Origin of the sequence: Streptomyces sp. NPDC048442 (assembly GCF_040651475.1) — a bacterium.
In the GTDB taxonomy this organism is placed as follows: Bacteria; Actinomycetota; Actinomycetes; order Streptomycetales; family Streptomycetaceae; genus Streptomyces.
In genome coordinates, this window is the sequence record NZ_JBEZKB010000007.1 from 152936 (window position 1) to 166410 (window position 13475).

General features: G+C 70.9%; 9 protein-coding genes. 7 read left to right on the forward strand and 2 right to left on the reverse strand.

Annotated features, from left to right (window positions below):
* Nucleotides 1-108: 108 nt before the first annotated feature.
* Nucleotides 109-1335: a signal recognition particle-docking protein FtsY gene (gene ftsY / locus AB0D18_RS13480; RefSeq protein WP_362416276.1), complete on the forward strand. Its 1227-nt coding sequence runs from the start codon at nt 109-111 to the stop codon at nt 1333-1335.
* A 72-nt stretch (nt 1336-1407) separates the two neighbouring features.
* Here ftsY and AB0D18_RS13485 read toward each other — a convergent pair whose 3' ends face one another.
* Nucleotides 1408-2061 carry a bifunctional DNA primase/polymerase gene (locus AB0D18_RS13485; RefSeq protein WP_362416279.1) on the reverse strand — a complete coding sequence of 218 codons (654 nt, stop codon included), beginning with the start codon at nt 2059-2061 and terminating at the stop codon, nt 1408-1410.
* Nucleotides 2062-2555: 494 nt separating this feature from the next.
* Between AB0D18_RS13485 and AB0D18_RS13490 the strand changes: the two genes are divergently transcribed.
* The 6 genes from AB0D18_RS13490 to ftsH all read left to right on the forward strand — a co-directional run bounded on the left by AB0D18_RS13490 (nt 2556) and on the right by ftsH (nt 12337).
* Nucleotides 2556-4031, forward strand: coding sequence for a tetratricopeptide repeat protein (locus tag AB0D18_RS13490; protein WP_362416281.1), 1476 nt, complete (start codon nt 2556-2558; stop codon nt 4029-4031).
* 339 nt (nt 4032-4370) lie between these two features.
* The gene (locus AB0D18_RS13495) at nt 4371-5732 is read left to right on the forward strand and encodes an ammonium transporter (RefSeq protein WP_362416709.1); all 1362 of its coding nucleotides are present in this window, start codon (nt 4371-4373) and stop codon (nt 5730-5732) included.
* On the forward strand, nt 5729-6067 hold the full coding sequence (locus AB0D18_RS13500) for a P-II family nitrogen regulator (RefSeq protein WP_069170469.1): 339 nt from the start codon (nt 5729-5731) through the stop codon (nt 6065-6067). The genes AB0D18_RS13495 and AB0D18_RS13500 overlap by 4 nt, the downstream gene beginning before the upstream one ends.
* A 28-nt stretch (nt 6068-6095) precedes the next feature.
* Nucleotides 6096-8531, forward strand: a complete 2436-nt coding sequence (locus AB0D18_RS13505; RefSeq protein ID WP_362416284.1) for a [protein-PII] uridylyltransferase — start codon at nt 6096-6098, stop codon at nt 8529-8531.
* Nucleotides 8532-8747: 216 nt separating this feature from the next.
* On the forward strand, nt 8748-10304 hold the full coding sequence (gene ffh / locus AB0D18_RS13510; protein ID WP_362416287.1) for a signal recognition particle protein: 1557 nt from the start codon (nt 8748-8750) through the stop codon (nt 10302-10304).
* Between the two features lie 101 nt (nt 10305-10405).
* Complete coding sequence (gene ftsH, locus AB0D18_RS13515) at nt 10406-12337, forward strand: ATP-dependent zinc metalloprotease FtsH (protein ID WP_362416290.1); 1932 nt, start codon at nt 10406-10408, stop codon at nt 12335-12337.
* A 33-nt stretch (nt 12338-12370) separates the two neighbouring features.
* Here the strand turns inward: ftsH and AB0D18_RS13520 are convergent, their stop codons facing one another.
* Nucleotides 12371-13213: an SAM-dependent methyltransferase gene (locus AB0D18_RS13520; RefSeq protein ID WP_362416293.1), complete on the reverse strand. Its 843-nt coding sequence runs from the start codon at nt 13211-13213 to the stop codon at nt 12371-12373.
* Nucleotides 13214-13475 lie beyond the last annotated feature (262 nt).

Below are 13475 nucleotides of genomic sequence, written 5' to 3' on the forward strand. Positions count from 1 at the left end.
GCGACCATCGTACTTTGACCCGACTGCGCCCCGGAAAAAGGGGTATGTCGCTTGGAGGAAGCGACAAAGAGGGCCCGGAGATGCCTGGTGGCTGATACTGGGGGGGTTATGGACATCCTCACTCTTGCTGTACTCATCGCAGTCATCGCCCTGGTCGCGGTCGGCGCGATCAGCGGGCTCGTGGTCAGCAGCCGCAAGAAGAAGCAGCTGCCGCCTTCGCCGCCGCCGAGCACGCCGACCGTCACCGCCCCGCCCGCCGAACCTCAGGTCGGCGAGGAAGCCGCTCCGCCGAAGGACGAAGCGCGCCGCACCATCGAGGAGGTCGACCTCCCCGGGGCTCCCGAAGCGCCTGTCGTCGCCCAGGAGCCGGCCGTCGAGCCGGTGCCCGAAGCGCCCGTACTCGACGTACCCGAGCCCACCGCCGGCCGCCTGGTCCGCCTGCGCGCCCGGCTCGCCCGCTCCCAGAACTCGCTCGGCAAGGGCCTGCTCACGCTGCTCTCGCGCGACAACCTCGACGAGGACACCTGGGAGGAGATCGAGGACACCCTCCTCACCGCCGACGTCGGCGTCGCTCCCACCCAGGAGCTCGTCGAGCGCCTCCGTGAGCGCGTCCGGGTGCTTGGCACCCGCACCCCCGACGAGCTGCGCAAGCTGCTCCGAGAGGAGCTGCTGAACCTCCTGGGCACCGACTTCGACCGCGCCGTGAAGACGGAGAGCGGCGTCGACACCCCGGGCGTCGTCATGGTCGTCGGCGTCAACGGCACCGGCAAGACCACCACCACCGGCAAGCTCGCCCGGGTGCTCGTCGCCGACGGCCGCTCGGTCGTGCTCGGCGCGGCCGACACCTTCCGTGCCGCGGCCGCCGACCAGCTCCAGACCTGGGGCGACCGAGTGGGTGCCCGTACGGTACGGGGCCCGGAGGGCGGCGACCCGGCGTCGATCGCCTTCGACGCGGTCAAGGAAGGCATCGCCGAGGGCGCGGACGTCGTGCTCATCGACACGGCAGGACGCCTGCACACCAAGACCGGGCTCATGGACGAGCTCGGCAAGGTCAAGCGCGTCGTCGAGAAGCACGGCCCGCTCGACGAGGTGCTGCTCGTCCTCGACGCCACCACCGGGCAGAACGGCCTGGTTCAGGCGCGGGTGTTCGCGGAGGTCGTGGACATCACCGGCATCGTGCTGACCAAGCTCGACGGCACCGCCAAGGGCGGCATCGTCATCGCCGTCCAGCGCGAACTGGGCGTACCGGTGAAGCTGGTGGGTCTCGGCGAGGGCGCGGACGACCTGGCTCCGTTCGAGCCGGAGGCATTCGTGGACGCACTGATCGGGGACTGAGCTCCGGACGTGTGTGTACGAGGAGGGGCCACCCGGATCCGGGTGGCCCCTCCTCGTACACACGCAGAGCGCTCAGGCCAGATGGCGGTGGCAGATGTACGCCAGCGTGCCCAGCAGCAGTCGGGCCTGCGGGGGCTTGGTCGCCGTGTCGAGGGACGGCGGCCGCAGCCACCTGACCTGGCCCAGACCCGCGTGGTCCGACGGGGGAGCGGTGACGTACGCACCGGGTCCCAGACACCGCAGGTCCAGGTCCGCGTCGTCCCAGCCCATCCGGTAGAGCAGCTCCGGCAGCGCCGCCGCCGCGCCCGGGGCGACGAAGAAGTACGCGCGGCCGTCCGGCGTCACGCTCACCGGGCCGAGCGGAATGCCCATCCGCTCCAGCCTGATCAGCGCCCGCCGGCCCGCGGCCTCCGCCACCTCCAGCACGTCGAACGACCTGCCCACCGGCAACAGCACCGCCGCGCCGGGGAACTGCGCCCAGGCCGCCGTGACCTCGTCCAGCGTCGCCCCGGCGGGCACCACCTGCGCGAAGTCGAAGGGGTGGGCGCCGGGCGCCCCGCAGGACGCGTCGCCGCAGGAACAGACGCCCGCCGCGGCCCTCGCTCCGGGGACGACGTCCCAGCCCCACAGTCCGGTGTACTCCGCCACCGCTGTGCCCTCTGACGTACGGCTGCGGCGCCGTGTGCCGGAGCGCATGTCTCGGATGCCGCCGATCGTGAAGCCCATGCCCCCTCCAACGGGTCGAACTCGCCGGTGGTTACGACGTGGAGTGAGGTGTTGACACTCCGTCATGTCGCCGATGTCGGTGGCGTCGCCGATCCGGCTTCGGCGGCGTGCCGGGACACCCGGGGTGGTGCGGAATGCCGCATGCGCTCCGGCGTGCGTCGCTCCGCCTGCTCCTGATCGTCCTGTGTCAAGTGAATCGTGCCTGCCCGCAGGGGAGTTCACTCGGAGGGGTGGCGAATGGTGGCGTTTCTGTAAGAGCCCTCGCCGGAGCGGTGATCGTAGGATTACTTTCGGTGCATGGACCCCGGAGGTGCGCGTGTTCACGGGTATGCCGGAGGCAAGCCGGATTCCCGTTCGAGGGGGCGCATTCTGCGGACAGAAGGGCCCAACTCACGGCATTCTGTCAGGGGTTCACACGGACGATGTGTGTACGCACAGGATTTCCGGAGCAGGGTGTGCGGCCCCGCTCCGGGCGACGGAATGGGGGCGCTCCCGTGGGCGGCAGCACCGTGAGTGGTGGAAACGCTGGAAAGCGCCCGAACGAGCAGCTCGGTTCGTGGTTCGCGCGCAGCGGCTGGTCCAAGGGCGAGCTGGCGCGCCAGGTCAACCGCCGGGCGCGCCAGATGGGCGCGCACCACATCAGTACCGACACCTCCCGGGTGCGCCGCTGGCTGGACGGCGAGAACCCGCGCGAGCCCATTCCGCGCATCCTCTCCGAGCTGTTCTCCGAGCGCTTCGGCTCCGTCGTCGCCATCGAGGACCTCGGCCTGCGCGCCGCGCACCAGTCGCCGTCCGTGTCCGGGGTCGACCTCCCGTGGGCCGGGCCGCAGACCGTGTCGCTGCTCAGCGAGTTCTCCCGCAGCGACCTGATGCTGGCCCGCCGCGGCTTCCTCGGCTCCTCCCTCGCCCTGTCGGCAGGGCCCGCGCTCATCGAGCCGATGCAGCGCTGGCTGGTCCCCTCGACCCCGGGCGACCCCGGCCCCGCCGAGTCGTCCGCCGCCTCCCGCCGGCCGTCCAGACTGTCCGAGCCGGAGCTGCAGCTCCTCGAATCCACCACTGTGATGTTCCGCCAGTGGGACGCCCAGTGCGGCGGCGGACTGCGCCGCAAGGCCGTCGTCGGCCAGCTGCACGAGGTCACCGACCTGCTCCAGGAGCCGCAGTCCACCGCCACCTCGAAGAGGCTGTTCCGGTGCGGGGCCGAACTGGCCGAGCTGGCGGGCTGGATGAGTTACGACATCGGGCTCCAGCCGACCGCCCAGAAGTACTTCGTGCTCGCCCTGCACGCCGCCAAGGAAGCGGGCGACAAGCCCCTGGGTTCGTACGTGCTGTCCAGCATGAGCCGGCAGATGATCCACCTCGGACGCCCCGACGACGCACTGGAACTGGTCCACCTCGCCCAGTACGGCAGCCGTGACTGCGCCACCGCGCGCACCCAGGCCATGCTGTATGCGATGGAGGCTCGGGCGTACGCCAACATGGGCCAGCCCAGCAAGTGCAAAAGGGCCGTCCGGATGGCCGAGGACACCTTCACCGACGCCGGACTCGACGACGAGCGCGACCCCGACTGGATCCGCTTCTTCTCCGAGGCCGAACTCAACGGCGAGAACTCGCACTCCTACCGCGACCTCGCCTACGTGGCCGGCCGCAGCCCGACGTACGCCTCGCTCGCCGAGCCCGTCATGGAGCGCGCCGTGGAGCTCTTCAGGACCGACGACGAGCACCAGCGGTCGTACGCACTGAATCTCATCGGCATGGCCACCGTGCACCTCCTCAAGAGGGAGCCCGAGCAGGCCGTCCAGTACTCCCAGCAGGCCCTGACCATCGCGGAGAAGGTCAGGTCCGAGCGGGTCAACAACCGGCTCCGCAAGACGGTCGAGGGGGCCGTCCGCGAATTCGGCGACGTGGCCGAAGTGCACGACCTCACCGACCAGTTGGGAGCAAAACTGCCCGAAGCCGCCGAAGCGGTATAGCCGCCCCCGGCGGACCGCGCGGGCGGCCCACAAAGCCCCGGCCGCGACAGCAACCCCGTGAAGCCCGACTCGGCTCCCCCGCGCCAGGTCACCGGGGAGGCTGTCGCGGCCGGCTCATGCTCGTGCCCGTACCGCGGGCGCATGATCCGGCTGTAGGCGCATGATCCGGCTGTTCATTTCCGCGTAACACGCAGGACGCCATCGTCACTGCCGCGAAACATCCAGCTCCATCCGCCGAAACCGCGCTCCGCCACTCTCTGGGTCCATAACCAGCCACCCCGCACTGGCCGCCCCGAGGACGAGGAGACGCCGATGCCCCCAGGCATCACGACAGACGCGATGACTTCCTGGACGCATTCCGGGCTGCCGGTGACGCTCGCCGCGGACGCACCCACGCTGTCCGCCGCCAACACCGGCTTCATGCTCATCTGCTCCGCCCTGGTGATGCTGATGACACCCGGCCTGGCCTTCTTCTACGGAGGCATGGTCCGCGTCAAGTCCACCCTGAACATGCTGATGATGAGCTTCATCAGCCTCGGGGTCGTCACGATCCTGTGGGTGCTCTTCGGTTTCAGCCTCGCCTTCGGCGACGACATCGGCTCCGTCATCGGCTGGAGCTCGGACTTCGTCGGACTGAGCGGCATCGGCGTCACCGAACTGTGGGACGGCTACACGATCCCCGTGTACGTCTTCGCCGTCTTCCAGCTGATGTTCGCGGTCCTCACGCCCGCACTGATCAGCGGTGCGCTCGCGGACCGGGTGAAGTTCACCGCCTGGGCGCTGTTCGTCGTGCTCTGGGTGAGCGTCGTGTACTTCCCCGTCGCGCACTGGGTGTGGGGCGCGGGCGGCTGGCTCTTCGAGCTCGGCGTCATCGACTTCGCGGGCGGCACGGCCGTCCACATCAACGCCGGCGCGGCGGCCCTCGGCGTCATCCTCGTCATCGGAAAGCGGGTCGGCTTCAAGAAGGACCCGATGCGGCCGCACAGCCTGCCGCTGGTGATGCTCGGGGCGGGGCTGCTCTGGTTCGGCTGGTTCGGCTTCAACGCCGGTTCGTGGCTGGGCAACGACGACGGCGTGGGCGCGGTCATGTTCGTCAACACCCAGGTGGCGACGGCGGCGGCGATGCTCGCCTGGCTGGCGTACGAGAAGATCCGGCACGGCGCGTTCACCACGCTGGGCGCGGCGTCGGGCGCGGTCGCGGGCCTCGTCGCGATCACCCCGTCCGGCGGCTCCTGCTCCCCGCTCGGCGCGATCGCCATCGGCGTGATCGCCGGAGTGGTGTGCGCGATGGCCGTCGGCCTCAAGTACAAGCTGGGATACGACGATTCGCTGGACGTCATCGGCGTCCACCTGGTCGGCGGTGTGCTGGGCTCGCTGCTCGTCGGCCTCTTCGCGACCGGCGGCGTACAGTCCGAAGCCAAGGGCCTCCTCTACGGCGGCGGCCTCGAACAGCTCGGCAAGCAGGCGATCGGCGTCTTCGCCGTCCTCGCCTACTCCCTGATCGTTTCCGCACTCCTCGCCTTCGTCATCGACAAGATCATGGGCATGCGGGTCGAGGAGGACGTCGAGGTCTCCGGCATCGACCAGACCGAGCACGCCGAGACCGCGTACGACTTCACGGGAGCGGGCGGCGGCGCGGCCCCGCGCACTCCCGCCCCCGGCCCGACCGCCCAGGCGACGAACAAGAAGGTGGACGCATGAAGCTGATCACGGCGGTCGTCAAGCCGCACCGGCTCGACGAGATCAAAGAGGCGCTCCAGGCCTTCGGGGTCCAGGGCCTGACGGTGACCGAGGCCAGCGGTTACGGCCGCCAGCGCGGACACACCGAGGTCTACCGGGGCGCCGAGTACACCGTCGACCTCGTACCGAAGATCCGTATCGAGGTCCTGGTCGAGGACGAGGACGCCGAGCAGCTGATCGATGTGGTCGTCAAGGCGGCCCGCACCGGCAAGATCGGCGACGGCAAGGTGTGGAGCGTTCCGGTGGAGACGGCGGTCCGGGTCCGGACCGGCGAGCGCGGTCCGGACGCGCTGTAACCGTTCCGAACAGCTAGGGAGCCACTGGGTGACGAGCGTGGAAGTGACCGAAGAACCGAACCCCTCGGGACCCAGCGGCTACGCGGCGGCCCGTCTGCGACTCCTCCAGGAGGAGTCGCGGTCCGGGCCGCCGCGCCGTTCCGCCCTCGCCGGGATCACCGATGAATGGGTGGCGGAACTGTTCCGCATCGCCGCCCGGGAATCGGGGGTGCGATCCGCCGCGCTGATCGCCGTCGGCGGATACGGGCGCGGCGAACTCTCCCCGCGCAGCGACCTCGACCTGCTCCTGCTGCACGACGGCTCGTCCGACGCCAAGGCCGTCGCGGCCCTCGCCGACCGCATCTGGTACCCGGTCTGGGACCTCGGGATCGCCCTCGACCACTCCGTACGCACCCCCGCCGAGGCCCGCAAGGTGGCGGGCGACGACCTCAAGGTCCACCTCGGTCTCCTCGACGCCCGGCACGTCGCCGGAGACCTCGGCCTCACGGCGGGCCTGCGCACCGCCGTCCTCGCCGACTGGCGCAACCAGGCGGTGAAGAGGCTTCCCGAACTGCGCGAGCTGGGCCGGGACCGGGCCGAGCGGGCCGGGGAGTTGCAGTACCTCCTGGAACCCGACCTCAAAGAGGCGCGCGGCGGACTCCGGGACGCCACCGCCCTGCGCGCCGTCGCCGCCTCCTGGGTCGCCGACGCACCCCGCGAGGGCCTCGCCGAAGCCCGCCGCACCCTCCTCGACGTACGCGACGCACTGCACCTCACCACCGGACGGGCCACCGACCGGCTCGCACTCCAGGAACAGGACCAGGTCGCCGCGGCCCTCGGCCTCCTCGACGCGGACGTCCTGCTGCGGAAGGTGTACGAGGCGGGACGCACGCTGTCGTACGCGAGCGACGTGACATGGCGGGAGGTCGAGCGAGTGCTCACCTCCCGTTCGGTGCGGCCCAGGCTCAAGGCTCTCCTCGGCGGCAGGCCGGCCCCCGACCGGACACCGCTGGCCGACGGTGTCGTGGAGCAGGACGGCGAGGCGGTCCTGGCCCGTACCGCCCGGCCGGAACGGGACGCGGTGCTCCCGCTGCGGGCCGCGGCCGCCGCCGCGCAGGCCGGGCTGCCGGTCAACCTCCATGCCGTACGGCGACTCGCCAAGGTCTCCCCGCAGCTGCCCGTGCCGTGGCCCCCCGAGGCCCGCGAGGAACTGGTCACGCTGCTCGGGGCGGGGGAGTCGGCGGTACCCGTGTGGGAGGCGCTGGAGGCGGAGGGGCTGGTCACCCGGCTCCTCCCGGACTGGGAGCGGGTGCGGTGCAGGCCGCAGCGCAACCCCGTGCACACCTGGACCGTGGACCGCCACCTCATAGAGGCGGCGGTGCAGGCGGCGCGCCTCACCCGCAACGTGGGGCGGCCCGACCTTCTGCTGGTGGCCGCGCTGCTGCACGACATCGGCAAGGGCTGGCCGGGCGACCACTCGGTGGTCGGGGAGACCATCGCCCGCGACATGGCGGCCCGGATCGGTTTCGACGCGGGCGACGTGGCGGTCGTCGCCACTCTCGTACGCCATCACCTGCTGCTCGTCGAGACGGCGACGCGCCGCGACCTGGACGACCCGGCGACGGTGCGGTCGGTGGCGGATGCGGTCGGGACGGTGGGGACGCTGGAACTGTTGCACGCGCTGACCGAGGCGGACGCGCTGGCGACCGGGCCCGCGGCGTGGTCGGCGTGGCGGGCCTCGCTCGTCGCGGACCTGGTGAAGCGGGTGGGGGCGGTGCTGGCGGGGGATCCGCTGCCGGATCCGGAACCGGTCGCGCTGAGCGCGGAGCAGGAACGGCTGGCGATCGAGGCGCACCGCACGGGCGGGCCCGTACTGGCGCTGCGGGCGCGGGAGGAGAGGGACGCCGGGCTCGGGGTCGAGCTGTTGATCGCGGTCCCCGACCGGCCGGGGGTGCTGCCTGCGGTGGCGGGCGTCCTCGCCATGCACCGGCTGACGGTGCGGGCGGCCGAACTGCGCTCGGCGGAGCCCCCCTTGGAAGGGGCGGTGCCCGTACTGCTGCTGGACTGGCGGGTGGCGGCGGCGTACGGGGGGCTGCCGGAGGCGACGCGGCTGCGCGCCGATCTCGTACGGGCGCTGGACGGGTCGCTGGACCTGCCGGCGCGGCTGGCGGAGCGGGAGAAGGCGTACGCGGCCGGGCGTGCGCGGCGGCGGAGCCAGTCACCCGCGCCGCGCGTGACGGTCGCCCCGACGGCGTCCCGGCACGCGACGGTCCTGGAGGTCCGCGCCCAGGACGCCCCGGGTCTGCTGCACAGGATCGGCCGGGCACTGGACGCGACGGGGGTACGGGTGCGGAGCGCGCACGTGTCGACGTTGGGGGCAAGCGTGGTGGATGCCTTCTACGTCACGGGTGTGGAGGGGGAGCCGCTGGGAGCGGGTGAGGCGGCGGAGGTCGCGCGGGGGGTGGCGGAGGCGCTGGGAAGCTGAGAGGGGCGCCCCTTCAGGGGTGCGGGGCTGTATGGGACATGCGGCTCCGCGGCGTGGGCGCAACCAGCCACGACGCACCCGCGGGAATCGCGCCCCGCCCTCCGGACGCCCGCTCCGGGCACGGCGAATCCGACCTGCCCGGTTCCCCGCACCTCCAAGCCCGATACGCTGGGTGCCAAACCCATCAGCCCCCGACTCCGAGGACCAACGAGCGCCGTGTTCGATACCCTCTCCGACCGCCTCAGCGCGACTTTCAAAAACCTCCGCGGAAAAGGGCGGCTCTCCGAGGCGGACATCGACGCCACCGCCCGCGAGATCCGTATCGCGCTGCTGGAAGCGGACGTCGCTCTTCCCGTCGTCCGGGCCTTCATCAAGAAGGTCAAGGAGCGCGCCGCAGGTGCCGAGGTCTCCAAGGCGCTGAATCCTGCCCAGCAGATCGTCAAGATCGTCAACGAGGAACTCGTGACGATCCTCGGCGGCGAGACCCGTCGCCTTCGCTTCGCGAAGACCGGCCCGACCGTGATCATGCTCGCGGGTCTCCAGGGTGCAGGTAAGACGACCCTCGCCGGAAAGCTCGGCCTCTGGCTCAAGGGGCAGGGCCACTCCCCGCTCCTCGTCGCCTGTGACCTCCAGCGCCCCAACGCCGTCAACCAGCTGAGCGTCGTCGCCGACCGCGCGGGCGTTGCGGTCTACGCCCCCCAGCCGGGCAACGGCGTCGGCGACCCGGTCACGGTCGCCAAGGACTCCATCGAGTACGCGAAGACCAAGCAGTACGACGTGGTCATCGTCGACACCGCCGGCCGTCTCGGCATCGACCAGGAGCTGATGCAGCAGGCCGCGGACATCCGCGACGCCGTCAGCCCGGACGAGATCCTCTTCGTCGTCGACGCGATGATCGGTCAGGACGCGGTCAACACCGCGGAGGCCTTCCGTGACGGCGTCGGCTTCGACGGCGTGGTGCTCTCCAAGCTCGACGGTGACGCCCGGGGCGGCGCCGCGCTCTCCATCGCGCACGTCACCGGCCGTCAGGTCATGTTCGCCTCCAACGGCGAGAAGCTGGACGAGTTCGACGCGTTCCACCCGGACCGGATGGCCTCCCGCATCCTCGACATGGGTGACCTGCTCACTCTCATCGAGCAGGCGGAGAAGACGTTCAGCCAGGAAGAGGCCGCCAAAATGGCCTCCAAGCTGGCGTCCTCCAAGGGCGGCAAGGACTTCACGCTCGACGACTTCCTGGCCCAGATGGAGCAGGTCCGGAAGATGGGCTCGATCTCCAAGCTGCTCGGCATGCTGCCGGGCATGGGGCAGATCAAGGACCAGATCAACAACATCGACGAGAAGGAAGTCGACCGCATCGGCGCCATCATCAAGTCGATGACCCCCGCCGAGCGCGCCGAGCCGACGATCATCAACGGCTCCCGCCGTGCCCGTATCGCCAAGGGCTCCGGCGTCGAGGTCAGCGCCGTGAAGGGCCTGGTCGAGCGGTTCTTCGACGCCCGCAAGATGATGTCGAAGATGGCCCAGGGCGGCGGAATGCCCGGCATGCCGGGGATGCCCGGGATGGGTGGCGGGCCCGGCAAGCAGAAGAAGCAGATCAAGCAGGCCAAGGGCAAGCGCAAGAGCGGCAACCCGATGAAGCGCAAGGCCGAGGAGCAGGCGGAGGCCGAGCGGCGCGAACAGGCGGCGCAGAACGGCGGCGCGTTCGGTCTTCCGGCAGGTCAGGACAGCAAGGACTTCGAGCTCCCGGACGAGTTCAAGAAGTTCATGGGCTGACGGCCGGACAGCTTTCGTGCGACTTCGCACGACTTCGCATGGCGTCGTGGGCGCACTCCTTCGAGGGTGCCCACGGCGTTTTTGTGTCGTAACGTCCGAATATGAGCAACCCTGTGCCGCTGCGCCAGACCCCTGACCAGCCGTGGCGTTCGGAGGGTGCGCCGCCACCGCCGCCCGAGAAGAAGAAGATGCCCGGCGGCTGGGGCAGGCTCGTGATGACCGCGCTGCTCGTCTATCTGCTCGCCAACATCGTGCTGGGTTTCTTCAACGAGGGCGACGAGCCCACGGTCGCGTACACGGAGTTCAGCAAGCAGGTCACGTCCCACAACGTCTCCAAGATCTACTCCAAGGGCGACGCGATCCAGGGCGAGCTGAAGAAGGAACAGCCCGTTCCGGACGGCGACAAGGACGCGAAGTACACCAAGTTCCTCACCCAGCGTCCGGCCTTCGCCGACGACAAACTGTGGGACGAGCTGACGAAGGACGGCGTGACCGTCACCGCGAAGCCGGTCGTCGAGGAGCGCAGCTTCCTCGCCAACCTGCTGATCTCGCTCGCGCCGATGCTGCTCCTGGTCGCGCTGTGGGTGCTCATCGCGCGGCGGATGAGCGGTCGCACGGGCGTCGGTGGCATGGGTGGTCTCGGCCGGAAGGCGCCGCCGAAGCCGGTCGAGGTGGCCGCCGACAAACGGACCACCTTCGAGGACGTCGCCGGCATCGACGAGGTGGAGGGAGAGCTGTCGGAGGTCGTCGACTTCCTCAAGCACCCCGAGGCGTACCGGAAGCTGGGCGCCCGGATGCCCGGCGGTGTGCTGCTCGCAGGCCCTCCCGGCACCGGAAAGACCCTGCTCGCGCGGGCCGTCGCCGGTGAGGCCGGGGTTCCGTTCTTCTCCGCGTCCGCCTCGGAGTTCATCGAGATGATCGTGGGTGTGGGCGCGGGGCGGGTACGTGAGCTGTTCGCGGAGGCCCGCAAGGTCGCCCCGGCGATCATCTTCATCGACGAGATCGACACCATCGGCCGGGCCCGCGGCGGCGGTTCGGGCATGGGTGGCCACGACGAGCGGGAGCAGACGCTCAACCAGATCCTCACCGAGATGGACGGCTTCTCCGGTTCCGAGGGCGTCGTCGTCATCGCCGCCACCAACCGCGCCGACGTCCTCGACCCCGCCCTCACCCGCCCGGGACGCTTCGACCGCGTGGTCACCGTCAGCCCGCCGGACCGGGGCGGCCGCGAGGCCATCCTCCGGATCCACACCCGGGCGATCCCGCTCGCCGAGGACGTCGACCTCGCCCAGGTGGCCCGTACGACACCGGGCATGACCGGTGCGGAACTCGCCAACCTCGCCAACGAGGCCGCTCTCCTCGCCGTCAAGCGCAAGCAGACTTTCGTCACCCAGAGCGACCTGTCCGACGCCCTGGAGAAGGTCCAGCTCGGCGCCGAACGCCCCCTCGTCATGCCCGAGGAGGAGCGCCGCAGGACCGCGTACCACGAGAGCGGGCACGCTCTGCTCGGCATGCTGCAACCGGGCGCCGACCCGGTCCGCAAGATCACCATCGTGCCGCGCGGCCGGGCGCTCGGCGTCACCCTCTCCACGCCGGACGCCGACAGATACGCGTACACCGAGGAATATCTGCGCGGCAGAATCATTGCCGCCCTCGGTGGAATGGCCGCCGAGCAGGTCGTCTTCGGGGTGATGACGACGGGTGCCGAGAACGACCTGGAACAGGTCACCAACCTGGCCAGGGGAATGGTCGGCCGCTGGGGGATGAGCGAGCGGGTCGGACGTCTCACCGCCATCCCGTCCGATGCGCAGCAGGCGTACGGGCTGTCCGCCGCCCCCGCGACGCTCGACGCGGTCGACAGCGAGATGCGCCGCATCGTCGACGAGTGCTACGCCGACGCGCTGCGCCTCCTGGAGGAGAACCGGCCCAAGCTGGACGCCCTCTCCCGGGCGCTCCTTGAGAACGAGACCCTGGAGGAGGCGGCGGCGTACCGTGCGGCGGGCATCACACGCCTGTCGAAGCCGGACGCGTGAAGCCCGTCGGAGGCGTCAATTCCCTTCTGGTCCCTAAGGCTTGCGGGCGATCAGATACCGGAAGACGTTCGGCATCCACACCGTCCCGTCCGCCCGCAGATGCGGATGCAGTGCCTCCGCCAGCTCCTTCTCCACCTGCGCCGGATCGGTCGCCCGTACCGCCGCATCAAAGAGGCCGGTGGACATCAGCCCGCGCACCGCACTGTCCATGTCGCCGTACCCGAACGGGCACGCCACCCGCCCCGACCCGTCCGGCTTGAGTCCGGCCCGCGCCGCCACGTCCTCCAGGTCGTCCCGCAGCGCGGGCCGCCAGCCGCCGGACGTACGCAGGGTGTCCGTCAGCCGGCACGCCACCCGCAGCACTGCCGAGGTGGCGCAGCGCTCCGGTGGGCCCCAGCCCGTCAGGACGACCGCGCTGCCGCGGCCGACGAGCGGTACGGCGGCGGCGAGCGCCGGGGTGAGGCCGTCGGTGTCGCCGGCCGCACAGCCGATCGGCTCGAAGGCGGTCACCAGGTTGTACGGAGCGGGTTCTGTGGCGTCCGAGGGGCCGCCGCGGAACACGGTGGCCGCCGAGTCCGGGGCTATTGCGCCGTCGACCAGCCGTTCGCGGGCGAGTGCGATCAGCGCGGGATCGGTGTCGACGCCGGTGACCGACGCGCCCCGGGAGGCCGCGACGAGCAGGGCCAGGCCCGCGCCGCAGTCGAGGCCGAGCAGCCGGGTGGCAGGGCCTACCTCAAGCCGCTCGTACACCGCGTCGTAGAGCGGAACCAGCATCCGTTCCTGGATCTCGGCCCAGTCACGCGCGCGGGTACAGGCGCGCGTGCCCGCAGGGGGCGAGGTCGTGTTCAGGTGGTGCTGGACGAGCGTCGGTGTCATCGAAAGCGCCCCAATCCGCCAAGAGGTCGGTCGTGCCCCGGTGTGGCAACCCCCGTGCTGCGTGCGCGTCGGCGCATCCCCCGTATGTCAGGGAACTCCGCATCCGTCCCCACGTCCAGTGGGCGGCGGGCAATGCTTGCGCGCTCCGGGTGTGCGCCCCCACCGAGCGCCCCGGCCGCGCCCCCGTACGGGCGGACGGCCGTACGGCGTCTGTCCGACGTGCCCCGGCCGGTGTGCGGCCCGCCCCGGGGCGCCGGTAGGG